Here is a 23,089-nt window from a genome sequence, read left to right on the forward strand (position 1 = left end):
GGGCCGTTCGCCCCGCCTTCGCTTCAGTATCCTCGCTTCAGTGCCGGCGCACCGCGCCGGCCGCATCGCGCGACAGGTTGCGCGATGCCAGTTCCTGAAGGTAGCGCGTCCAGCGCTCTTCCTGCTCGCGACCCAGCTCGTGCAGGATGTCCCAGGTGAAGATGCCGGTCGAATGGCCGTCGTCGAAGATCAGCCGCACCGCGTAATTGCCGACCGGGATCGCCTCGTCGACCCGCACCTCCCGCTTGCCGGCCACCAGCTGGCGGTCGGCGGGGGAGTGGCCCTGCACCTCGGCGGAAGGGCTTTCGACCCGCAGATATTCCGCCGGCAGCGTGAAGGACGCCCCGTCCTCGAAGGCGATGGTCAGCGCGCGGCGGTCCTTGTGGATCTTGATCTCGGTCGGCCAGGCGTCGGTCACGGTGATTTCCTTCCCTCGTCCGGCCTTCCACATAGAGGCGCGGCGCGCATTCGCCAAGCGGGGTGGTCCGGGGCGGGATCGAGCGCGTCTGCCCGGCCGGCGAATCGCGCCCGCCGCGAATCCGGTTGGAGCCGTGCGTGCTGTCGAAACCCGACCCGGGGCGTGCCCCGGCATGGGTCGAACGATCGTGCCGTGATCGGAAGCACGATGGTGGGCGATGCAGGGATTGAACCTGCGACCCCTCCCGTGTGAAGGGAGTGCTCTCCCGCTGAGCTAATCGCCCGCTGGTCCGGGGCGGGAAATCCCGCGCCGGTGTCCATCGCGGCGGGGATTTAGTGTGTCGCCGTCCCGGGTGTCAAGCGCACTTGCGCACTCACCCACGGCCGAGAAGACGCTCGACCGCCTCCGGCAGCCGGTCGAAGTGCTCGATGAACGCGTCGCCGCCCAGTTCGATGGCCGGCGTCTCGGTGTAGCCGAAGGGCACGACGATGGAGGGAATGCGGGCATTCTTCGCCGTCAGCACGTCGGTCATGCTGTCGCCGACCATGATGGCGCGGCCGGGCGAGCCGCCGGCCCGCTCGATGGTGCCGAGCAGGTGGCCCGCATCCGGCTTGTACACCGGGAAGGTGTCGGAGCCGGCGATCACGGCGAAGCGGTCGGTCAGCTCCAGCCGGTCCAGCAGCAGGCGCGAGAGATATTCCAGCTTGTTGGTGCACACCGCCAGCACGTGGCCGCGCGCGCTCAGCACGTCGAGCGCCTCGATCAGCCCGGGGAAGGGGCGCGAGGAATCGGCGATGTGGTCGGCATAGTGGGCGAGGAAGCGCTCGTAGAGCTTCTCGAACTCCGGCCCGTCGACGGTGATGCCGGCGGCGGTGAGGCCGCGATTGACCAGCGCCTTGGCGCCGGCGCCGATCATCTTGCGGGTGTCCTCGCGCGGCAGGCGCGGGGCGCCGGCCTCGTCGAGCACGATGTCGAGCGTGTCGAGCAGGTCGGGGGCGGTGTCGACGAGGGTGCCGTCGAGGTCGAAGGCGATCACGGCGGGGAAAGTGGCTGCAGACATGACGATTTCCGTGGATTGTGATTGGAAACGGTGACTGCCCGCCGCCGCGAGACGGGCCTGTATTGCTAGGCCTACAATCCTGCCGCTTTTCCTGTCCAGCGTGGCGCGTCCATCGGGCGCATGCGCGCAGGGCGCGGCGGTGGTAACTCGGGAAGAAACAGGGAGTGCTTGGAATGAGGCTCGACATGCGGAACCGGCTCGGAGCGGCGACGCTTGCGCTCGGACTTTCTTTCGCCGGTCCGGTGCTGGCGCAGGGAACGACCGGCACCGCGCCCGGCGCGCCGACGAGCCCGCCCGCCGCGCCTCCCGCCGCCGAGGCCGCGCCTCCGGCCGCCGCGCCCTCCGCCGGCCCCTTCGTGTTCAGTTCCCCGCCCTCGGCGCAGGCCAACCGCATCTATTCGGTGAATGTGCGCACCGGCGAGGTGAGCGCCTGCCAGTTCGAGCGGCCCGAGGGCAGCCTCGTCGGCGTGACCCGCTGCTTCCGCACCGATGCGAGCGCCGGCCCGCGCGAGCCGGGCCCTTACGACATCGTGTCGACGCGCTATTCCGGCGAGACCGGCATTTTCCGCGTCAACGCGCAGACCGGCCAGATGAGCGTCTGCTATGTGCGCGACATGCCCAAGGACGGCGGCGGCGTCGAGCCGGCGGTGGTCTGCACGGCGCCCTCGCGCTGAGGCGGGGCCGCGCGCGGCTGCGCCGCGGGCTTGTCGGCGCGGCGTAAGGGCGCTAGGCAGCAAGAGAGTGGAAGAACTCCAGAGCGAACCGTGACGAGCGCCATGACCGCCTCCCTGTCCGACGCCGACCGACTCAAACGCCAGGCTGCCGCCCGTGCGCTCGACTATGTCCGCTCGGGCATGAAGATCGGCCTTGGCACCGGCTCGACCGCCAAGCACTTCGTCGACCTTCTCGCCGAGCGCGTGGTCGAGGGGCTGGAGGTGGTCGGCGTGCCGACCTCGGAGGCGACGCGGACGCAGGCGGAGAGCCTAGGCGTGCCGCTGGCCACGCTCGACGAGCACCCCGTGCTCGACCTTGTGATCGACGGCGCCGACGAGATCGGCCCGGACCTTTCGCTCATCAAGGGCGGCGGCGGCGCGCTGCTGCGCGAGAAGATCGTCGCCACGGCGGCCGGACAGATGATCGTGATCGCCGACGCCACCAAGAAGGTGGCACGGCTCGGCGCCTTTCCCTTGCCGATCGAGGTGGTGGATTTCGGCGTCGCCGCGATCCGCCGCAGCATCGACCGCGCCGCCCGCGCGGCAGGGTGCCAGGGGCTGCTGACCCTGCGCCGGCGGCCGGACGGTCATGTTTTCGTCACGGATCAGGGACACCTGATCCTCGATGCCGCCTATCTCAGCATCGCCGATCCGGCCGCGCTCGCCGCGCGGCTGTCGGAAGTGCCGGGGGTGGTCGAGCATGGCCTCTTCATCAATCTGGCGAGCCGCGTCATTCTCGCGGGCGCCGACGGCGTGACGGTCATCGACCGCGCGTGAGCAGCATTCGTCAGGGAGACTTTCATGCGGCTTGATATTGCAGGACGGCTGACCGGCGCGGTGCTGGCGCTTGCGGCCTTCGGCGTCGCGCTTCCCGCCGTCGCGCAGGAGCAGAGCCCGTTCAAGATGAACGATGCCAAGGGCGCCAAGATCAGCCCCGAGCGGCTGAAGCTCGCCAATGAGCTTCTTGTCGCCAATGGCGAGGGAAGCAGCTTCGACACGCTGATCCCCGGCATCATCGAGCAGGCGGCCGGCAGCTTCGTGCAGGCCAATCCGGACCTGATCCGCGACCTGCGCGAAGTGGCCAAGCAGCTCGCGCCGCAATATGAGGGCCGCCGGCAGGAGATCGTGCAGATCCTCGCCCGCATCTACGCGATCCAGTTCGACGAGGCCGAGCTGAAGGAGCTGCTGGCCTTCTACCGCTCGGCGGTGGGCCGCAAGCTGGTCGAGAATCGCGGCAAGATCCTCGACGCCGGCCTCGCCGGCATCCAGGCCTGGAGCGCCACCTTCACCCGCGAGATGGAGGCCAAGGTGCGCGAGGAAATGAAGAAGCGCGGCTTCACCATCTGACGCGCCCGTCATCCAAGAACGAAAATGCCCGGCTCGCGCCGGGCATTTTGCGTTTTGGGGCGGGCGTCGCGCCGCGCGGGCCGGATCAGTCCTCGTCGCCGCCGACCGGCGCCTTGCGGCCGGTGAGCAGGAAGAACAGCAGCGGCCCGAACAGGGCGAGGGCGGACAGCGCGTAGAGCGTGAGGGCGATCGGCGACTGGAACAGCACGGTCGGATCGCCGACGCTGATGGCCAGCGCCCGGCGCAGCTGCTGCTCGGACAGCGGGCCGAGGATGAGGCCGACCACGACAGGGGCGATCGGGTAGTCGTAGCGCCGCAGCACATAGCCGAGCAGGCCGAACACCAGCAGCATGCCAAGCTCGACCAGCGAAGGGTTGGCGCCGAGCGTGCCCAGCGTCGCGAAGACGAGGATGCCGCCATAGAGCCACGGGCGTGGAATCGCCAGCAGGCGCACCCACAGCCCCACCAGCGGCAGGTTGAGTACCAGCAGCATGCCGTTGGCGATGAACAGGCTGGCGATGAGGCCCCAGACCAGATCGGGATTGGTGACGAACAGCAGCGGGCCGGGATTCATGCCGTATTGCTGGAAGCCGGCCAGCATGATCGCCGCCGTCGCCGAGGTCGGCAGGCCGAGGGTGAGCAGGGGCACCAGCACGCCGGCCGCGGCGGCGTTGTTGGCCGCCTCGGGGCCGGCGACGCCCTCGATGGCGCCGTTGCCGAACTCGTCCGGCGTGCGGCACAGCCGCTTCTCCAGCGCGTAGGACAGGAAGGTCGGGATTTCCGCCCCGCCCGCCGGCATGGCGCCGATCGGGAAGCCGAGGAAGGTGCCGCGCAGCCAGGGCTTCCACGAGCGGGACCAGTCCTCCCGGTTCATGAACACCGAGCCCTTCACCGGCTCGATCACCTCCTCGGCGCGGCTGCCGGCGGCGACCACTGAGAGCGTCTCGCCGATGGCGAACAGCGCGACCGCCAGCGTCGTCACCTCGACGCCGTCGAGCAGGTCCGGCACCGAGAAGGACAGCCGGGCCTGGCCGCTCTGCAGGTCGATGCCGATCAGGCCGAGGGCGAGGCCGATGAACAGGCTGGTGAGACCGCGCGTGACCGACGAGCCGAAGGCCGCCGAGACGGTGGTGAAGGCCAGCACCATGAGGGCGAAATAGTCCTCCGGGCCGAAGGAGATGGCGATGTCGACGACGGTCGGCGCCACCAGCGCCAAGCCGAGCGTGGCGATGGTGCCGGCGACGAAGGAGCCGATGGCGGCGGTGGCGAGCGCGGGCCCGCCGCGCCCGGCGCGGGCCATCTTGTTGCCTTCCAGCGCCGTGACGATGGACGAGCTTTCGCCCGGCGTGTTCAGCAGGATCGAGGCGGTCGAGCCGCCATACATACCGCCATAATAAATGCCGGCGAACATGATGAGCGAGCCGGCCGGGTCGAGCTTGAAGGTGATCGGCAGCAGCAGCGCCACGGTGAGCGCCGGGCCGATGCCGGGCAGCACGCCGACGGCGGTGCCGAGCATGACGCCGACAAAGGCGAAGAGCAGGTTGATCGGCTGCAGCGCGACCATGATGCCCTGGCTGAGGGCGGCAAAGGTATCCATCGGTCCCGCCTCAGATCAGACGTTCGAGCGGGCCGGCGGGCAGCGCGAGCTGCAGGCCCTTGGCGAAGATCACGTAGATGACGAAGCACAGCACGCTGCCGGCGAGGAAATGCCCCCACAGCGGGCCACGGCCGAAGCCCTTCGCGGTGGCGGCGAACAGCCAGCCGGTGGCGAGGGCGAAGCCGGAGCCGAAGCCGAGCAGCGCGATCTGCCCGATCAGCCCGGCCAGCACCCAGGCCATCGGGCCGATCTCGTCGCGCGGCCGCTCCACGGCCTCCGCACGGATCGCTTCGACGGCGGTGGCGATCGCCAGCAGGGCGAGGCCGCCGGCGATGATGGTCGGGAAGGCCGCCGGCCCGACCGCCGAATGGGCGTTGATCGCGGAGAGACGCCAGGCGTCCCAGCCGATCACGAGGGCCAGAACGGCGAGCCCGAAGGCGATGACGAAGCCGGCCCTGTCGGGCCGTCGGGTGGAAGAGGTGCGTGGATCGCTCATCGGACGGCTCCGGATGTCGGAACGAAGGCTCCCCCGCGACCGCCGGCCCGGGGGAGCATAGGGTACGGGAAGGCGCGGGCCCTTACTGGGCGAGGCCGATGTCCTTCAGGATGGTCTGCGTGGCGCTGATGTCCTTGGCCAGCTGGGCATCGAAGGCCGGGCCGGAAAGATAGGTGTTGGCCCAGCCCTTCTGCGCCAGCAGGTCGTTCCAGGCCTTGGACTTGGCCAGCTTGTCGATGGTCTCGGTCAGCTGGGCCTTCTGCTCCGGCGTGATGCCGGGGGCGGCGGAGACCATGCGCCAGTTCTGGATCTCGACGTCGACGCCGCTCTCCTTGAAGGTCGGCACGTCCTTGGCTTCCGGCAGGCGCTCGGCGCTCGACACGCCGAGGATGCGCAGCTTGCCGGCCTTGGCCTGGGCGTCGTACTCGGACAGGCTGGAGATGCCCACCGTCACCTTGCCGCCGAGCAGCGAGGCGAGCGACTCGCCGCCGCCCGAGAAGGCGATGTAGTTGACCTTGGTCGGGTCGACGCCCACCGCCTTGGCGAACAGGCCGGCGGTGATGTGGTCGGTGCCGCCGGCCGAGCCGCCGGCCCAGGACACCTTCTGCGGGTCCGCCTTCAGCGCCGCCACGAGATCCGCCAGCGACTTGATCGGCGAGTTCGCCGGCACCGCGATGGCCTCGTATTCGCCGGTGAGGCGGGCGATCGGCGTGACCTGCGACAGGTTCACCGGCGACTTGTTGGAGATGATCGCGCCGACCATCACATAGCCGCCGACGAGCAGGGTGTTCGGATCGCCCTTGTTGGCGTTGACGAACTGGGCGAGGCCGATGGTGCCGCCGGCGCCCGGTACGTTCAGGACCTGCACGTTGGACGCCAGCTTCTCGGACTGCAGCACCTGCTGCAGCGAGCGGGCGGTCTGGTCCCAGCCGCCGCCGGGCGCGGCCGGGGCGATGATCTTGAGATCGCCGACCTGAGCCGACGCGGCACTGAACGGCGCAGCGGCGAGGGCGGCGGCAAGCAGCGCACCGCGGAACATGCGATTCATGGTTTCCTCCAAGGATGGGCGGCGGCGCGTTTGACGCTGGCCGTCGCTTGAACGCGGCTAGGAAGCTAGTGCGCCAGCCCCCCCTGTGTCGAGTTCCCCTGATGGATGAGAGAAATCGCATCCCAGCCATGCACCGCCTTGACGCGGGCGGGCGGCGGGGCGACATGCCTCATGCAGCATCGGGGTAGTTCGGCGCACCATAGCGGGGCAGGCCGACAGCGGGCCGGGCCGAGACCGGGGGAACCGACATGGACCAATTCGACGTCGACCTTTTCGTCATCGGCGCCGGTTCGGGCGGCGTGCGCGCGGCGCGCATCGCGGCGGGCTACGGCGCCCGGGTCAGGATCGCCGAGGAATACCGCGTCGGCGGCACCTGCGTGATCCGTGGCTGCGTGCCCAAGAAGCTGTTCGTCTACGCCGCCCGCTTCGCCCATGAGTTCGACGATGCCTCCGGCTTCGGCTGGACGGTGCAGGGCGCCTCCTTCGACTGGTCGACGCTGATCGCCAACAAGGACAAGGAGATCGCCCGGCTGGAAGGCGCCTACCGCGCCAATCTGGACCGCGCCGGCGTCGAGATCGTGCCCCAGCGGGCCGAGATCGAGGGACCGCACGCGGTGCGCCTCGCCGACGGCACGCGCGTGACCGCGCGCACCATCCTCGTCGCCACCGGCGCGCGCCCCAATCTCGGCCTCGACTTCCCCGGCCGCGAACTCGGCATCAGCTCCAACGAGGCGTTTCACCTCGACCGCCTGCCCGGCCGCATCGTCGTGCAGGGCGCGGGCTATATCGCGCTGGAGTTCGCCAGCCTGTTCGCCGGGCTCGGCGCGCAGGTGACGGTGGTGCATCGCGGCGATCGCCTGCTGCGCGGCTTCGACGAGGATATCCGCGAGCGCATCGTCGGCGAGATGACGCAGAACGGCGTGAGCTTCGTGTTCAACGCCACCATCGAGGGCATCTTCGCCGTCAATGGCGAGAAGCGCGTGCGCCTCAGCGACGGCCGCGACCTGTTCGCCGACGAGGTGATGCTGGCCATCGGCCGCGTGCCGAACATCGTCGGCCTCGGGCTGGACACGGTGGGCGTCCATCTCGACGCGGCCGGCGCCATCGCGGTCGATGCCAACTCGCGCACCAATGTGCCCTCGATCTACGCCGTCGGCGACGTCACCAACCGGGCCAACCTCACCCCGGTCGCCATCCGCGAGGGCCATGCCTTCGCCGACACCGTGTTCGGCGGCGCGCCATGGCAGGTGAATTACGACCTGATCCCGACGGCGGTGTTCACCGAGCCGGAAATCGGCGTGGTCGGGCTCACCGAGGCGCAGGCGCGCGCGCAGGGCCGGCGGGTCGACATCTACAAGACCGACTTCCGGCCGCTCAAGGCGACGCTGTCGGGCAGCGCCTCGCGCGTCTTCATGAAGCTGGTCGTCGATCAGGCCGACGACCGGGTGCTCGGCGTGCACCTGATCGGCGAGACGTCCGGCGAGATCGTGCAGATGGCCGCCATCGCGCTGAACCTCAACGCCACCAAGGCCGATTTCGACCGCACCATGGCGCTGCACCCGTCCAGCTCCGAGGAACTGGTGACGCTGCGCTCGAAGCACGCCTCCAGCGATCAGGTGATCCCCGAGGTCTCCACCGGCGCGACGCCGGCGATCTGAGGCGGGCCGGCCGCGCACCGTCCTTTTCACTCGTTGAGGACGTCATCCCGGACGGCCGGAAGGCCGATCCGGGATCGCACCCCGAATGGAGAGCGATCCCGGCTCTCGCTGCGCTCGGCCGGGATGACGTGGTGTGCAACGTCAGAGGCGACCGGCGTTCCCGTTCAAGTGTCCCACGGGGCATGCCTGACCTTGCGGCGGCGCACTGGCGCGCGGGCGAGGCTTGGGTGTATAAGGCCCGCCTTTCCCGCCGGGGACGAGCCCCGCGGACGTTGCATCTCGTTGGAGGCCGTCATGTCTGATCGCTGGACGCCGGAAAGCTGGAGGGCCAAGCCCATTCAGCAGGTCCCGGAATATCCGGACGCCGAAGCCCTTGCTTCGGTGGAGCGTCAGCTCGCCTCGTTTCCGCCGCTGGTTTTCGCCGGCGAGGCCCGCCGGCTGAAGCGTGATCTCGCCAAGGTGGCGAATGGCGAGGCCTTCCTGCTGCAGGGCGGCGACTGCGCCGAGAGCTTCGCCGAGCATTCGGCCGACAACATCCGCGATTTCTTCCGCGTCTTCCTTCAGATGTCGGTGGTGCTGACCTATGCCGGCGCCCTGCCGGTGGTGAAGGTCGGCCGCGTGGCGGGCCAGTTCGCCAAGCCGCGCTCGGCCCCGATGGAGACGATCGGCGGGGTCGAGCTGCCGTCCTACCGGGGCGACATCGTCAACGACATCGACTTCACGCCGGAAGCGCGCATTCCCGATCCGCGCCGCCAGCTCGAGGCGTACCGCCAGTCGGCGGCGACGCTCAACCTGCTGCGCGCCTTCGCCAATGGCGGCTATGCGAGCCTTGGCAACGCGCATCAGTGGATGCTCGGCTTCATCAAGGACTCACCGCAGTCCGGCCGCTACCAGGCGCTCGCCGACCGCATCACCGAGGCGCTCGACTTCATGCGCGCCATCGGCATCGATCCGGAACACCATCCGGAGATGCGCTCGACCGAGTTCTTCACCTCGCATGAGGCGCTGCTGCTCGGCTTCGAGCAGGCGATGACCCGCGTGGATTCCACCACCGGCGACTGGTACGCGACCTCCGGCCACATGATCTGGATCGGCGACCGCACCCGCCAGTTCGACCACGCCCATATCGAATATGCGCGCGGCGTGAAGAACCCGCTCGGGCTCAAATGCGGCCCGTCGCTGAAGCCGGACGACCTCCTGCGCCTCATCGACACGCTGAACCCGCAGAACGAGCCGGGCCGGCTGACCCTCATCGCCCGCTTCGGCGCGGACAAGGTGGCCGACCATCTGCCGGCGCTGCTGCGCGCGGTGAAGCGCGAGGGCCGCTCCGTGGTGTGGTCGTGCGATCCCATGCACGGCAACACCATCAAGGCGGCGTCGGGCTACAAGACGCGTCCGTTCGACCAGATCCTCAAGGAAGTGCGGGACTTCTTCGCGGCCCATGCCGCCGAGGGGACCTATGCCGGCGGCGTGCATCTGGAGATGACCGGCAAGAACGTCACCGAATGCACCGGCGGCGCCCGCGCGATCTCGGACGCGGACCTCAAGGACCGCTACCACACCTATTGCGACCCGCGCCTCAACGCCGAGCAGGCCATCGAGATGGCCTTCCTCGTCGCCGAGCTGCTCAAGCGCGAGCATGCCGGCCGCACGCGTCCGGCCATCGAAGCCGCCGAGTGATCGGGACCGGAGGGACGGCGCGCCGCCCCTCCGCCTCCGCCGGCCGGAACAGACTGCGCCGCGGCTTCCGAAGGCCGCGGTTTTTCCAAGGGGAACGGTTCGGGGTAAGCGCCGCGTGGAACAGGTCGACGCCGCACGGCAGGTGATCTTCGAGAGCGCCAATGTGCGCATCCGGCGCGTTCCGGGCCGCCGCACCGACGTCGCCTTCGTGACCTTCGAGGCGCATAACACCGATCCCGATCCCGAACGCACCGCCTTCGGCGAGAAGTTCCTGCGCGAGAACGGCTTCACCGCCTACCACGTGCTCGCCAACGACAATTTCTGGTTCCAGTACCCGGAGATGGAAGCGGCGATCGCCGCCGTGCGGGCCGACATCGCGCCGGGCACCGAACTGGTGGCCTATGCGGTGAGCATGGGCGCCTATGCCGCCATCCGCTTCGCCGGACTGCTCGGCGCCGCGCGCATCCTCGCCTTCTCCCCGCAATTCAGCATCAACCCGACGGTCATCCCCTGGGACAAGCGCTGGGATCGGCTGTTCGACCGGCCGCGCGAGGTGCTGTGGGAGCATCTGATGGCGCCGCGCGGCGTGCCGATCTACCTCTTCTACGATCCGCACAACCGCGACCGGCACCATGTCCGCCTCTATGATCGCGCCGCCGACATCGTGCGGGTGCGCGTTCCCTATGCCGGGCATGCGACCGTCATCGTCATGCTGCAAAGCGGGCTGCTCGGCCGGGCGGTGCTCGACGTGGCGGAGAACCGCTTCGACGCGGCCGCCTTCCAGCGCGAGGTCAATGCGCGGCTCGACCGCTCGGAGCTTTACCGGAACAAGCGCGCCCACAAGCGCGACCGGCTGATCCGCCGCCTGCGCGCCGACCTGTTCGACCTGTTCGGCTGACGCCGGGCGCGGGACGCGCCGGGCGGCGTGTCGGATTCCGATTGGTGGCGCGGTCCGCTGCCGCTACGTTGACCTTGCGACATCAGGGGCGGCGGCGCGGCTTTCGTCCCGTGGAGGCAATGGCGTGCGGCAGACCCTCTTCGAGAGTGAGGACCTTCTGGTCGTCAAGGTTCCCGGGTATCGGGAAGACGTCGTCTTCGTCACCTTCGAATCCCTGCAGCCGTCACGCGAGCCGGGGCGCCTAGGCTTCGGCGAGGCGTTCTTCGCCAAGCGCGGCTACACCGCCTATCATTTCATGCCGTCGGGCAATTGCTGGTACCAGTATGCCGAGATGCCGGAGGCGCTGGCGCGGGTGCGGGCGGACATCGCTGAGGGCGCGCGCATCGTCACCTATGGCATCAGCATGGGCGCCTATGCGGCCTACCGCTTTTCCGAGCCGCTGGCGGCGGATGCCGTCATCGCCTTCTCCCCGCAATACAGCATCGATCCCCGCCGCGTGTGGTGGGAGCGGCGCTGGCGCACGCAGGGCCGCGCCCGCATGTGGGACCGCCAGCTGCCGCGCAAGGAGGCGGTCAAGCACGTCTTCTACGACCCGATGAACCAGGATCGGCGCCATATACGCGGCCTCCAGCGCGAGGCGGAACTCGACCTCGTTCGCATCTATTTCGGCGGGCACCATTCGTCGCGCATCCTGCAGGAATGCGGCCTGCTGGAGAGCGCGGTGCTGGACATCGGCCATGACCGCTTCGACAGCGCCGCCTTCGAGCGGCAGGTCTGGCGGCAGCGGCTCGCCTCGACGACCTATCATCAGGTGCGCGGGCGCAAGGGGCTTCTCCGGCGCCTGCGCTACCGGCTGGCCGAGGCTCTGATCGAGCGCCGCCTCGGCGCGCCGTCCTGCGAGGATGCCGGCCCGCTGCTGCCCGATCGCGGCGGCGCCTGAGGTCTGCCGCCGGGCCGGAGCGCGTGCGACGACGCGAGGGATAAAGATACGGGAAGTTGCATTCGGCCGGCTGGCCAAGGGCACGCGGCCACTTTAGAACGCATTGTGACTCTGCATGACGGTTGGATTCTCCCCGGCGGGGAAGGCCGCCGGTTACGGGTATGCGCTTTGCTGACAGGCCATTTCGGATCGCCATGACCACACCGGAGCAGCCTCCCGTCCCTGCTGCGAAGCGGCGCCGATCCTATTCGATGCCCCGGCAGCGCGGAAAATCCCGCAAGAGGCTGACGCGCATCAGTCAGGCGCTCGGCCGGGCTATCGGTTGCCTTCTCTTCGACGGCGGGAAGCGGCCGCGCCTGCTGGTGCGTGCCGTGCTGTTCGATGCCTATCGCCGCCCGCGTCCCGGGTCTGGTGCGCTCGTCTACCGGCAGCCGGGCCGTCCGCGCCGCGCCTTCGCCGCCTGGATGGCCGGGGCCGTGGACCTGCTGCCGGCTCTCGTCGCGCATGTGCCGTTTCCCGCCCCGACGTCCGACGGGCCCCGGCGCGTGCTCTTCGTGGTGCGGGGCGATGCCCGGCCGCTCGCCGCGTTGGTCGAGGCTGCTGCCGACACCTGGGACGTGGTGCTGCTGCGGCTGGACGGTGTTGCCGGGGCCGGGCTCGCCGCCCATGACGTTCCCGTCGACGTCACCGGCTCGCGAGTGCCGCGCCGGGTGCTGATCGACGCGCTGGCCAAACGGTCGGCGGCGCTCAGGCCGCTCTTCGCGCTGACGGTCGGACCCGAGACGGCGGATGCGGCGAACGCGCTTGAGCGGTTCGGCGTGCCGGTGGTCGCGCTGGTCGGGACATCGAGCGGTCCGGTCGCGGATTCGGCCGGGCTGGAGCGGCTGCTCAGCTGGGCCAGCGCCGTGGTGTTTCCATCCGAGGCGGCGCGGCAGGCGGCGCGCGATCGCCTGCCGCAGTTCACCGGACGCTGCCGCGTCCTCGCCGTGGACGATCCGCTGGGCGCCGGGGCCGGCGAACTGGTCGCGATCGGCCGCGAGATCGGCGACGAGGTCGACAACGAGATCGCGCTGATCCTCGGCTGCGCGCCGGAGCGGCTGGAAGTGCTCGACATTCCCCATGAGACGGATCCGCCGGGCGAACTCGACGTCGTGCAGAAGCTCAAATGGCAGATCTTCGAGTGGCGCCAGCGCACGTTGCTGCGGCGGCCTGTCAACACGCCTCCGCTGCGCCGCGACTATTCAGGCTTCCATCCGCTGATCTATGCCGAGCACCATCCGGTCGCCTGCTTCGACCAGCGGCGCTACCCGCTGTCGCACTGGATACAGCGCGGCTGCCCGCCCGGGCCCTGGGCCGTGCCGGTGGTGGGGCCGCCGGCGGCGCCGCGCGCGAGCGGCCTGCGCACCGCGCTGCACGGGCATTTCTACTATCCCGACCTGTTCCCGGAGCTGCTGGAGCGGCTGTCGGTCAACGCCTCGCGGCCGGACCTCTTCCTCACCACCGACACCGAGGCGAAGGCGGGGGAATTGCGGGCCATGGCCGCCGGCTATCCGGCGCCGGTGCGCATCGACGTTGTGCCGAACATCGGGCGCGACATCGGCCCCTTCTTCACCGCGCTGCGCGACGTGCTGGTCGGCGGCGGCTACGACGTGTTCTTCCATGTGCACGGCAAGAAGACCAAGGGGCGGCGGCGCGCCATCGGCGATCCGTGGCGTACCTTCCTGTGGGGGAACCTGATCGGCGGCGAACATCCCATGCTGGATGCCGCGCTGGCGCATATGGAGGCCGATGGCCGCGTCGGGCTGGTCTATCCCGAAGACACCCATGTGCTCGACTGGGCCACCAACGAGCGCGTCTGCGCGGAACTGGTCGAGGATATGGGCCTGACCGAGAAGCGCGGCCGGTATGTCGACTTCCCCGTCGGCAACATGTTCGCCGCCCGCCCTGCGGCGCTGGCGCCGGTGCTGGCGCTCGACCTGCGCTGGGAGGACTACCCCGCCGAACCGATCCCGGACGACGGCACGATGATGCACGGGCTTGAGCGCCTTCTGCCGGCCGCCGTGCGCAAGGCGGGCTATTCCTGCGCCGCCGTCCGCGTGCCCGGAACCGGCTGGGACTGACCCGGCCGCGCGGGTGGATTGCCCGGCCGCGAGGGGAAGGCTAAACGACGGGCATGTCACAGGAACCGGCCGACCAGCTTCTCATCGCGCTCGCCCAGCTCAACCCTGTCGTCGGCGATGTCGACGGCAATGCGGACAAGGTGCGCGAGGCGCGCGCGCTCGCGGCCGGGCAGGGCGCCGATCTCGTCGTCTTCTCCGAACTGTTCCTGTCCGGCTATCCGCCGGAGGATCTGGTTCTCAAGCCCGCCTTCCAGGCCGCTTGCCGCGCGGCGGTGGAGGCGCTGGCCGCCGGGACCGCCGATGGCGGGCCGGCGCTGCTGGTGGGCGCGCCCTGGCGCGAGGGCGACCGGCTCTACAATGCCGCGCTGCTGCTCGATGGCGGCGCCATCGCGGCGGTGCGCTACAAGGTGGACCTGCCCAATTACGGCGTCTTCGACGAGAAGCGCGTCTTCGCGTCCGGCCCGCTGCCGGGGCCGATGGCGTTCCGGGGCGTGCGGCTCGGCGTGCCGGTCTGCGAGGATATGTGGTCGCAGGACGTGATCGAATGCCTCGCCGAGACCGGCGCCGAGATCCTGCTGGTGCCCAATGGCTCGCCCTATCGCCGCAGCGTCTATGACGAGCGGATGAACATCGCGGTGGCGCGCGTGGTCGAGAGCGGGCTGCCGCTCGCCTATGTGAATCAGGTCGGCGGGCAGGACGAGCTGGTCTTCGACGGCGCCTCCTTCGTGCTCAACGCCGACCGCTCGCTGGCGGTGCAGCTTCCCAATTTCCAGGAGCGCGTGCGCCTCACCCGCTGGGAGCGCTGGGCCGATGGCTGGCGCTGCGAGGAGGGCGCGCGCGCGCCGTTGCTGCTCGACGACGAGGCAGACTATGCCGCCTGCGTGCTGGGCCTGCGCGACTATGTGGAGAAGAACCGCTTCCCCTGCGTCGTGCTCGGGCTTTCCGGCGGCATCGATTCCGCGCTCGTCGCGGCGATGGCGACGGACGCGCTGGGGCCGGAGCGGGTGCACGCCGTGATGCTGCCCTACCGCTACACCTCGGACGAATCGCTCGCCGCCGCCGCCGGCGCCGCGCAGGCGCTGGGGATTCGCTACGACGTCGTGCCGATCGCGGCAGGTGTCGAGGCGATGGAGGGCGCGCTGGCGCCGCTGTTCGCCGGTCGCGCGCGCGACGTGACCGAGGAAAATCTGCAGTCGCGCCTGCGGGGCACGCTCCTGATGTCGATCTCCAACAAGTTCGGCGCCATGGTGCTGACGACCGGCAACAAGTCGGAGATGTCGACCGGCTACGCCACGCTCTATGGCGACATGAATGGCGGCTACAACCCGCTGAAGGACCTCTACAAGACGCAGGTCTTCCGCCTGAGCGAACTGCGCAACCGCTGGAAGCCGGCCTACGCCCTCGGGCCCTCCGGCGTGGTGATCCCCGCGAACATCATCGCCAAGCCGCCGACCGCCGAACTGCGCGAGAACCAGAGGGACCAGGACAGCCTGCCGCCCTACGACCTGCTCGACGCGGTGCTGGAGCGCCTCGTGGAGCGCGAGCTTCCCGTCGCCGACATCGTGGCGGAAGGCTTCGATCCGGCGCTGGTGGCGCGGGTGGAGCGCCTGCTCAACATCGCCGAATACAAGCGCCGGCAGGCCGCGCCCGGGGTGAAGGTGACGGCGCGCAATTTCGGCCGCGACCGCCGCTATCCCATCACCAACCGCTTCCGCGAGGGGGCGTAGTTCCTCATGCGTCATCCCGGACGGCCAAGGGCCGATCCGGGATCTTCTGCGGAATCCGGGGGCATTCCTGGCCCGCGATCCCGGCTCTGCGCTTCGCGTCGGCCGGGATGACGGCAGGGGAGAACCAAGTTGCCCCGCTCCGCCATCCCGGCGATAAGCGCGGCATGTCGACATCCGCCACGCCCCCCGTCCTGCGCTTCGCCCCGTCGCCGACCGGCCTGCTGCATGTCGGCAATGCCCGCACGGCGCTCTACAACGCGCTGTTCGCCCGGCGCGAGGGCGGCAGCTTCATTCTGCGCTATGACGACACCGACACAGCGCGCTCGACGGAGGAATTCGCCCGCGCCATCGCCGAGGACGTCACCTGGCTCGGGCTCACGCCGGATCGCGTCGAGCACCAGTCGCGCCGGCTTCCCCGCTACGACGCAGCGGTCGAGCGGCTGAAGTCGCTCGGCCGGCTCTATCCCGCCTATGAGACGGAAGAAGAACTGGAGGCGATGCGCCAGTCGCGGCGTCGGCGCGGGCTGCCGCCGGTCTATGACCGCGCCGCGCTGAAGCTCACCGATGCGGCCCGCGCCGCGCTGGAGGCCGAGGGGCGCCGGCCGCATTGGCGCTTCCGGCTCGACGGGCGCAAGGTCGAATGGGACGACATGGTGCGCGGACGGCAGGGCGTCGACACCGCAACGCTGTCCGATCCGGTGCTGGTGCGCGAGGACGGATCCTATCTCTACACGCTGACCTCGGTGGTCGACGATATCGAGATGGGCGTGACCCATGTCGTGCGTGGCGAGGACCACGTGACCAATACCGGCGTGCAGATCGAGATCATCGAGGCACTGGGCGCCGCGCCGCCGGTGTTCGGCCATCACAACCTGCTGGTGCTGCCGAGCGGCGAGGGGCTGTCCAAGCGCCTCGGCCATCTCTCGCTGCGGGCGCTGCGCGAAGAGGGCGAGGAGGCGCTGGCGGTGGCGAGCCTCGCCGTGCTCACCGGCACCTCGCTCGCCGTCGAGGCGGTGGAGGATCTCGGCGCGCTGGCGGCACGCATCGACTTCGCGAAGATTTCCCGCGCGCCGGCACGCTTCGACGCCGAGGAACTGACGGCGCTGACCGCCGCCACGCTGCACCGCCTGCCCTATGAGGCGGTGGCGGCGCGCCTCGCGGGGCTCGGTGTCGGCGGCGGGGAGGCGTTCTGGCTCGCGGTGCGCGGCAATCTCGCGCGCCTGACCGACGCGGCCCGCTGGTGGCGGGTGGTGGAGGGGCCGCTTGCGCGCCCTGTCGCGCCGGAGGACGCCGGCTTCCTGCGGCTGGCGGCCGACCTTTTGCCGGAGTCGTGGGGCGAGGATGTGTATCCGCGCTGGATCGCCGCCGTGAAGCCGGCGAGCGGGCGCGCCGGGCGGGCGCTGTTCCACCCGCTGCGCCTCGCGCTCACCGGCGCGGAGAGCGGGCCGGAACTGAAGGCCCTGTTGCCGCTGATCGGTCGCGAGAGGGCCGCCGCGCGGCTGCGGGGCGAGCAGGCGTAGGGTTTAAAGGGCTGAGGCCGTCATCCCGGCCGCGGCGTAGCGGAGAGCCGGGACCGCGTGACGTATCGGGAGTCGATCCCGGATACGGCCTGACGGCCGTTCCGGGATGACGGCTATCCTCTCAATCGCGGCTCGAAAGCCCGGCGCGGCCGCCCGTCAGGGCTTCTTGGCCGGCGCGACGGTGGCGGGGCGGGGCTGCGACATCTCGCGCGAGGCGTCCTCGGTGACGACGATGTCGCCCTTGCGCAGCGTCTGGTCGTCGTGACCGCCGAGCGCCTGCGCCCAGTTCATGCCGGCGGGCCGGCAGGAGCAGGCGGCGACATACTGCTTCTTGAACAGCAGCGCGTTGGGCAGCGACATGTAGGGCTGGCCGTTGGCGGACACCGCCTGCTGGATGTCCTCGCCCGGGTTGCGATAGGCGAACAGGCGCGCCTCGGTGCCGGGGCACTGGCGCTGGCACTGCGCCTCGTCCGAGCCGAACTTGGCCGGCGTGGCGGCGAAGGAGACCGGGAAGAAGAAGCCGTCGCAGGTGCGCACGCAGACGGTGCGGTAGGTCGAGACCTTCGGCATCTCCAAAGGCTGCACGTCGAGCGGGCCGGCTTCCTCGCGCGGCACGCCGAAAAGCTGCTCGATGAAATTGCGCGGGCGCCGGTTGTTCAGGTTGCCGTAGACGCCGCCGCCCCCGCCCTGGCCGAGCGCGGCCTGGTACTGCGGGCCGCAATTGTTCTGCGCCAGCGCGTAGATCAGCTGGCGGCGCTGCTCGTCATTGCCGCTGCGCTGGCCGCGCGCCTGCACCATGGTGCGGTCGAGCGCCGAGCGCGCCTGCGTCAGCCGGCGATTGAGCGACTCGCACTGCGGCGGCAGCTGCGGCTGGAAGATCAGGAAGCCGCGCTTGTCGCAGCCGATCTGGCGGACCTGCGCCGAGAGGTCGGCGACGTCCTGCTGCTGCTGAGCGATGACGGCGCCGATATTGGCCTGCCCGGCCGGCTGCTGGCCGCTGTCCAGCGCCGCAAGCTGGCCTTCGAGCCGGATGCAGGCCGCGGGATCGCTGCCGCCGACGCTGCCCGGCGGATAGTCCTGCGCGGTCGCGAGCCCGGCGGACGCGGCCAGCGTCGCCGCAAAGGTCGCGGCGAGGAGAAGGCGGGAGGCGAGGCGGGAGGCTGGGACCATCATCTACCGGTATGCATTCGGACTTCGGGGCGGCACCTTGGCCGGTTTGCCGGAATCGGCGCGGCGACGCAATGAGCACGGCGAGCTTGTCGAAAGTTTGAACCCGCTTTCGCCGGCCGAGGCAACCCGCGCGGGCGCAGCGCCGGCGCTCTTTCCGGCGGGGGCCGGCCGCACCATATGCTGGGCGTGACGATCGGAGTTCGCCCCCACATGCCCAGTCTCGCCCTGCGTGCCGTCCCGTTTCTCGCCCTCGCTCTCATGGCCATGCTCGGCCTTGCGGCCCCGGCGCAGGCGCAGGAGCCGGACCTCATCTTCAAGAAGTCGACGGTGTGGAAATTCCTCACCCCCGACGACAAGCTCGCCGTCTACGGCATCGACGATCCCGTCGTGCAGGGCGTGGCCTGCCACTACACCCAGCCCGAGCGCGGCGGGGTGAAGGGCATGCTGGGCGTCGCCGAGGAGGTGTCCGACATCTCCATCGCCTGCCGGCAGGTCGGGCCGGTCTCGTTCAAGGGCAAGTTCGAGCAGGGCGATGTCGTCTATCGCGAGAGCCGGTCGCTCATCTTCAAGAAGATGCAGATCGTGCGCGGCTGCGACACCAAGCGCAACGTGCTGGTCTATCTCGTCTATTCGGACAGGCTGATCGAGGGTAGTCCGAAGAATTCGACCTCGAGCGTGCCCATCATGCCGTGGGGCGGCACCGGCGAGGCGCCCAAATGCGCCGATTATCTGGAGTGAGGCGCGGACCCCGGCAGGCCGGGGCTCAGCGCGTGCAGGTGATCGCCACCGCGTCCTGGCAGGTGCTGCCGAAGCAGGCGGTGCGCATGTTCGCCTCCGCGCCGACGCCGTTCGCCGCGTCGTTGGCGACGGCGCCGAAGCCGACCGCCTGCGTGTAGTCGTGCACCCGGCACCAGGCATCCGCCATGGCCTGGCCGCAGGCGGAGCCCGTGGCGAGGCAGGCGTCGATGCCATAGCCCTCGGACGCGTCGATGAGGAAGATCCGGTCGCCCTGCGGCGCGGTTTCCTCAGCCATGGCGAGGCCGGGAGCCGCGCAGAGGGCGAGGGCGAGAAGGACGGAGCGCAGGCGGGAAGGGCGCGGCATCGCGGGCATGGCAGGGGTCGTTGGCTGGGTGGTTAAGGCCGGGTGGCAGGTCAACGCGAATGTGGCGGAAAGGTTTGAACCGAAAATTAAAATCTTTCGCCCGCCGGTCGATCTGCGACGCGGCGGGGAGATAACGCCTTGCCCCGTGACCCGTCAACTGCCGTCGAGCCGGCCGGAGGCCCCGGAGCGTGCCCGCCGGCATGCCGGCGCCGCGCCGGCCGTGCGAATGCGGAGAAACGCGCCCGAACCGGCCCGGCGGCTTGACGCGGCCGGCCAAACGGACGACAGACGCGGCGCCGTCCGCGCCTCGGGCGGCAGGACCGGAAGGCAGATCATGTCGGGCATCAACGCGCAGGCGCTTCCCGAGCTGAAGCTCTACAACACCCTCTCACGGACGAAGGAGGCCTTCGCGCCCCTCGATCCGGCGCGGGTGCGCATGTATGTCTGCGGCCCGACCGTCTACGACTTCGCCCATATCGGCAATGCGCGCCCGGTCATCGTCTTCGACGTGCTGTACCGCGTGCTGCGCCATCTCTACGGCGCCGACCACGTGAAATACGTGCGCAACATCACCGACGTGGACGACAAGATCAACGCGCGCGCCGCCAGCGAATTCCCCGGGCTCGACCTCAACGAGGCGATCGCCAAGGTGACCTTCACCACCGAGGCGCAGTTCCACGACGATCTCGAAGCGCTCGGCGTGCTGCATCCCGACGTCGAGCCGCGCGCGACCGAGCACATCGCCGAGATGCGCCAGCTCATCGAGATGCTGGTGGCCACCGGCCATGCCTATGTCGCCGAGGATCATGTGCTGTTCTCGGTGCCGTCCATGCCCGATTACGGCAAGCTCTCCAACCGGCCGCTGGACGACATGCTGGCGGGCGCGCGGGTCGACGTCGCGCCCTACAAGCGGGACCCGATGGACTTCGTGCTGTGGAAGCCCTCCAAGCCCGGCGAGCCGGGCTGGCCCTCGCCGGCGGGCATCGCGGTGGCGGGCCGTCCGGGCTGGCACATCGAGTGCTCCGCCATGAGCTGGAAGCATCTCGGCGAGACCTTCGACATCCATGGCGGCGGCATCGACCTCGTTTTCCCGCATCATGAGAACGAAGTGGCGCAGTCGCGCTGCGCCTTCCATTCCGGCCTCATGGCCAAGGTCTGGATGCATAACGGCTTCCTGCAGGTGGAAGGCGAGAAGATGTCGAAGTCGCTCGGCAACTTCATCACCATCCGGCAGCTTCTGGCCGACTGGCCGGGCGACGTGCTGCGCCTCAACATGCTCAAGACCCATTACCGCCAGCCCATCGACTGGACGGTGAAGGGGCTGGACGAAAGCGCCCGCACGCTGGAGCAGTGGTTCGACGCGGCGGCGGAGGATGCCTATCCGCGCCCGGCGCCGGCCGTGCTGGAGGCGCTGGCCGACGACCTGAACACGCCCAAGGCCATCGCCGAGATGCACGCGCTGAAGGACCATGCCGGCAAGAAGGCGCTGGCCGGCACGCTCGCCTTCCTCGGCTTCGCGCCCGGCCCCCTGCGCGACTGGCAGGCCTCGCGCGCCCCCGCGCTCGCCCTCCCGGAGGCCGAGATCGAGGCGCGCATCCATGAGCGCATCGAGGCCCGCCGCAACCGCGACTGGGCCGCCTCCGACCGCATCCGCGACGAGCTGCTCGCGCTCGGCGTGGCGCTGAAGGACAACAAGGACGGCACCACGAGCTGGGAGCCGAAGCGGTGAGCGGTGACGCGCACAGGGGTCCCGCCGCCGCGCTGCGCCCGGCACTGCCGGGCGAGACGCCGGTGCTCGCCGCCATCGCCGAGGCGGCGATTCTCGGCCTGACCGGCGAGGATTACGACGAGGACCAGCAGGAAGCCTGGGCGGCGGCCGCGGCCGACGAGGAGGCGCTGGCCGCGCGGCTGGAGGGGCAACTCACCCTCGTGGCGACGCGCGATGGCGATCCGGTCGGCTTCGCCGCGCTGAAGGACAATCGCGAGATCGACATGCTCTACGTCCACCCGGAGGTGGCCGGCGAGGGGGTGGGTTCGCTGCTGTGCGAGGCGGTGGAAAAGCTCGCCACCGCGCGCGGGGCGAAGAGCCTCACCGTGGACGCCAGCGACACCGCGCTCGGCTTCTTCCAGCAGCGCGGCTTCGTGCCCATGCAGCGCAACACGGTGCAGCGCGGCGGGGTCTGGCTGTCCAACACGACGATGGAAAAGATCCTCGGAGCACCCGCCGGCCCGGTGCACTGAGGGGCGTCTTTTCGTCATCCCGGCCGAAGGCGCAGCCGCAAAGCCGGGATCGCTCCCGGTTCGGCGCACGCTCCCGGCTCGTCCCGAAGGCCGTCCGGGATGACGTGAGAGGCGCGTGCGCCCTCACATCCGGTCGAGCACGCGCTCCTCGGCCGCCCCGTGCAGGTCGCGCTCGCCGAGATGGGCGACCGCCGCCTGCAGCTTCGGCAGCACGGCGCGCACATTGTGCGCCACCAGGAGCTTCACCGGCCGGGCGACATTGACGAAGCCGGTCGACTGCATGTGATCGAGCAGGGTCAGCAGCGGGTCCCAGAAGCCGGCGACGTTGAGCGCCATGACCGGCTTGGAATGACGGTTGAGCTGCACCCAGGTGAGCTGCTCGATCAGTTCCTCCAGCGTGCCGATGCCGCCGGGCAGGGCGATGAAGGCATCGGCCCGCTCGAACATCAGCCGCTTTCGCTCGTGCATGTCATGGGTGACGATCAGTTCATGGGCATGCTCGAAGGCCTGCTCCTTGCCGATCAGGAAGTCCGGGATGATGCCCGTGACCATGCCGCCGGCCTCGGCGCAGGCGCGCGCGGTGGCGCCCATCAGCCCGACGCCGCCGCCGCCATAGATGAGGCGGATGCCCTCGGCGGCGAACAGCCGGCCAAGTTCGGTGGCGACTTCCATATAGACGGCGTCGGCTCCCGGAGCCGCGCCGCAGTAGACGCAAACGCTCTTTATCTTCGTCATGGACACCACGTTGCACCGCAGCGCGGGCGGGTTCAAGCACTCTCGATTCCCCCGCGCCCTTCCGAAATGACATCGGTCGATGACGGGCGCAATGCGCCGGCGGCCGGTGCGCGGGGTCCGCGGGGAAATCACGGCTGGCATGCGGATAATCGTCTTGCGATCATCGTCAATCGACGATAGACGATTGCGCATGTCCTCTCCCGCCGACGACGAACAGCTCGCCCTTCGCCTGCGCGCCCTCGCGCATCCGGCGCGGCTGGCGATCGTGCGTGCGCTGGCGGAGGTCGAGCGCTGCCAGTGCGGCGAGATCGTGCGCGGGCTCCCCCTCGCGCAGTCGACGGTCTCCCAGCACCTCAAGGTGCTCAAGGAGGCCGGCCTCATCACCGGCACCATCGAGGGGCCGCGCTCCTGCTACTGTCTCGATCGCGACACCTTCGAGGCGCTGGCGGGCGAGCTGGCGCAGTTCCTTTCGCTGCTCGGCGCGGCGCCGGACCCTTCCCGGCCCGAAGGCACGCCGGGCAACCCTGCCACGCGAAAGGGCGCACTGGTCTGAACCGGCCGAGCGCCTATCTGAACGAACGAAACCGGGAAACGGGCGTCGCGCCCGCACTGAAACTGA

The 23,089-nt window shown here is 69.9% G+C and carries 22 protein-coding genes and 1 tRNA gene; 14 read left to right on the plus strand and 9 right to left on the minus strand.

Annotated elements, in window-relative coordinates; translation table 11 throughout:
• Positions 1 to 37: 37 nt before the first annotated feature.
• The 3 genes from GBB76_RS01235 to GBB76_RS01245 form a co-directional block, all read right to left on the minus strand.
• Positions 38 to 418, minus strand: coding sequence for a gamma-butyrobetaine hydroxylase-like domain-containing protein (locus GBB76_RS01235; RefSeq protein ID WP_152301604.1), 381 nt, complete (start codon positions 416 to 418; stop codon positions 38 to 40).
• A 208-nt stretch (positions 419 to 626) separates the two neighbouring features.
• Positions 627 to 701 (minus strand) — tRNA-Val (locus tag GBB76_RS01240).
• Positions 702 to 791: 90 nt separating this feature from the next.
• On the minus strand, positions 792 to 1,478 hold the full coding sequence (locus GBB76_RS01245) for an HAD-IA family hydrolase (protein WP_152301605.1): 687 nt from the start codon (positions 1,476 to 1,478) through the stop codon (positions 792 to 794).
• A gap of 173 nt (positions 1,479 to 1,651) precedes the next feature.
• On the opposite strand from GBB76_RS01245, the gene GBB76_RS01250 reads away from it, so the two are divergent.
• The 3 genes from GBB76_RS01250 to GBB76_RS01260 all read left to right on the plus strand — a co-directional run bounded on the left by GBB76_RS01250 (position 1,652) and on the right by GBB76_RS01260 (position 3,538).
• Positions 1,652 to 2,152 (plus strand): hypothetical protein, encoded by a 501-nt coding sequence (locus GBB76_RS01250; RefSeq protein ID WP_152301606.1) that lies wholly within the window; start codon positions 1,652 to 1,654, stop codon positions 2,150 to 2,152.
• Positions 2,153 to 2,254: 102 nt separating this feature from the next.
• Complete coding sequence (rpiA, locus tag GBB76_RS01255) at positions 2,255 to 2,968, plus strand: ribose-5-phosphate isomerase RpiA (protein WP_202911193.1); 714 nt, start codon at positions 2,255 to 2,257, stop codon at positions 2,966 to 2,968.
• Positions 2,969 to 2,992: 24 nt separating this feature from the next.
• Positions 2,993 to 3,538 (plus strand): DUF2059 domain-containing protein, encoded by a 546-nt coding sequence (locus tag GBB76_RS01260; RefSeq protein WP_152301607.1) that lies wholly within the window; start codon positions 2,993 to 2,995, stop codon positions 3,536 to 3,538.
• Positions 3,539 to 3,623: 85 nt separating this feature from the next.
• Here the strand turns inward: GBB76_RS01260 and GBB76_RS01265 are convergent, their stop codons facing one another.
• From GBB76_RS01265 to GBB76_RS01275, 3 genes are all read right to left on the minus strand, one after another.
• Positions 3,624 to 5,135, minus strand: coding sequence for a tripartite tricarboxylate transporter permease (locus GBB76_RS01265; RefSeq protein ID WP_152301608.1), 1,512 nt, complete (start codon positions 5,133 to 5,135; stop codon positions 3,624 to 3,626).
• 10 nt (positions 5,136 to 5,145) lie between these two features.
• On the minus strand, positions 5,146 to 5,631 hold the full coding sequence (locus GBB76_RS01270; protein ID WP_152301609.1) for a tripartite tricarboxylate transporter TctB family protein: 486 nt from the start codon (positions 5,629 to 5,631) through the stop codon (positions 5,146 to 5,148).
• Positions 5,632 to 5,713: 82 nt separating this feature from the next.
• Positions 5,714 to 6,679, minus strand: a complete 966-nt coding sequence (locus GBB76_RS01275) for a tripartite tricarboxylate transporter substrate binding protein (protein WP_152301610.1) — start codon at positions 6,677 to 6,679, stop codon at positions 5,714 to 5,716.
• A 248-nt stretch (positions 6,680 to 6,927) separates the two neighbouring features.
• Here GBB76_RS01275 and gor point away from each other — a divergent pair, with 248 nt between their 5' ends.
• The 7 genes from gor to GBB76_RS01310 all read left to right on the plus strand — a co-directional run bounded on the left by gor (position 6,928) and on the right by GBB76_RS01310 (position 17,222).
• Positions 6,928 to 8,337 (plus strand): glutathione-disulfide reductase, encoded by a 1,410-nt coding sequence (gene gor, locus GBB76_RS01280; RefSeq protein WP_152301611.1) that lies wholly within the window; start codon positions 6,928 to 6,930, stop codon positions 8,335 to 8,337.
• 294 nt (positions 8,338 to 8,631) lie between these two features.
• Complete coding sequence (locus tag GBB76_RS01285; RefSeq protein WP_152301612.1) at positions 8,632 to 10,017, plus strand: class II 3-deoxy-7-phosphoheptulonate synthase; 1,386 nt, start codon at positions 8,632 to 8,634, stop codon at positions 10,015 to 10,017.
• 115 nt (positions 10,018 to 10,132) lie between these two features.
• A complete protein-coding gene (locus tag GBB76_RS01290; protein ID WP_152301613.1) occupies positions 10,133 to 10,915 on the plus strand; it encodes an alpha/beta hydrolase in 783 nt (260 codons plus the stop codon).
• A 124-nt stretch (positions 10,916 to 11,039) separates the two neighbouring features.
• The gene (locus tag GBB76_RS01295) at positions 11,040 to 11,855 is read left to right on the plus strand and encodes an alpha/beta hydrolase (RefSeq protein ID WP_152301614.1); all 816 of its coding nucleotides are present in this window, start codon (positions 11,040 to 11,042) and stop codon (positions 11,853 to 11,855) included.
• A 251-nt stretch (positions 11,856 to 12,106) separates the two neighbouring features.
• The gene (locus tag GBB76_RS01300; protein WP_246668994.1) at positions 12,107 to 13,975 is read left to right on the plus strand and encodes a rhamnan synthesis F family protein; all 1,869 of its coding nucleotides are present in this window, start codon (positions 12,107 to 12,109) and stop codon (positions 13,973 to 13,975) included.
• Positions 13,976 to 14,028: 53 nt separating this feature from the next.
• Positions 14,029 to 15,702: an NAD+ synthase gene (locus tag GBB76_RS01305; protein ID WP_152301616.1), complete on the plus strand. Its 1,674-nt coding sequence runs from the start codon at positions 14,029 to 14,031 to the stop codon at positions 15,700 to 15,702.
• A 164-nt stretch (positions 15,703 to 15,866) separates the two neighbouring features.
• Positions 15,867 to 17,222 (plus strand): glutamate--tRNA ligase, encoded by a 1,356-nt coding sequence (locus GBB76_RS01310; protein ID WP_152301617.1) that lies wholly within the window; start codon positions 15,867 to 15,869, stop codon positions 17,220 to 17,222.
• A 156-nt stretch (positions 17,223 to 17,378) separates the two neighbouring features.
• On the opposite strand, the gene GBB76_RS01315 is transcribed toward GBB76_RS01310, so the two are convergent.
• Entirely contained in the window at positions 17,379 to 18,395 is a 1,017-nt protein-coding gene (locus tag GBB76_RS01315; RefSeq protein ID WP_202911143.1) for a DUF2865 domain-containing protein, read from the minus strand.
• 207 nt (positions 18,396 to 18,602) lie between these two features.
• Between GBB76_RS01315 and GBB76_RS01320 the strand changes: the two genes are divergently transcribed.
• A complete protein-coding gene (locus GBB76_RS01320) occupies positions 18,603 to 19,130 on the plus strand; it encodes a CreA family protein (RefSeq protein WP_202911144.1) in 528 nt (175 codons plus the stop codon).
• 25 nt (positions 19,131 to 19,155) lie between these two features.
• On the opposite strand, the gene GBB76_RS01325 is transcribed toward GBB76_RS01320, so the two are convergent.
• Positions 19,156 to 19,503: a hypothetical protein gene (locus GBB76_RS01325; RefSeq protein ID WP_152301619.1), complete on the minus strand. Its 348-nt coding sequence runs from the start codon at positions 19,501 to 19,503 to the stop codon at positions 19,156 to 19,158.
• A gap of 325 nt (positions 19,504 to 19,828) precedes the next feature.
• Here GBB76_RS01325 and cysS point away from each other — a divergent pair, with 325 nt between their 5' ends.
• Positions 19,829 to 21,223 (plus strand): cysteine--tRNA ligase, encoded by a 1,395-nt coding sequence (gene cysS, locus GBB76_RS01330; RefSeq protein WP_152301620.1) that lies wholly within the window; start codon positions 19,829 to 19,831, stop codon positions 21,221 to 21,223.
• Positions 21,220 to 21,735, plus strand: coding sequence for a GNAT family N-acetyltransferase (locus GBB76_RS01335; RefSeq protein ID WP_246668995.1), 516 nt, complete (start codon positions 21,220 to 21,222; stop codon positions 21,733 to 21,735). The genes cysS and GBB76_RS01335 overlap by 4 nt, the downstream gene beginning before the upstream one ends.
• Before the next feature lie 123 nt (positions 21,736 to 21,858).
• Here the strand turns inward: GBB76_RS01335 and GBB76_RS01340 are convergent, their stop codons facing one another.
• Positions 21,859 to 22,470, minus strand: a complete 612-nt coding sequence (locus GBB76_RS01340) for a TIGR00730 family Rossman fold protein (RefSeq protein WP_152301622.1) — start codon at positions 22,468 to 22,470, stop codon at positions 21,859 to 21,861.
• Positions 22,471 to 22,660: 190 nt separating this feature from the next.
• Between GBB76_RS01340 and GBB76_RS01345 the strand changes: the two genes are divergently transcribed.
• Positions 22,661 to 23,023 carry a helix-turn-helix transcriptional regulator gene (locus GBB76_RS01345; protein WP_152301623.1) on the plus strand — a complete coding sequence of 121 codons (363 nt, stop codon included), beginning with the start codon at positions 22,661 to 22,663 and terminating at the stop codon, positions 23,021 to 23,023.
• The last annotated feature ends 66 nt before the right edge of the window (positions 23,024 to 23,089 follow it).

Source organism: Ancylobacter sp. TS-1 (assembly GCF_009223885.1).
GTDB lineage: Bacteria > Pseudomonadota > Alphaproteobacteria > Rhizobiales > Xanthobacteraceae > Ancylobacter.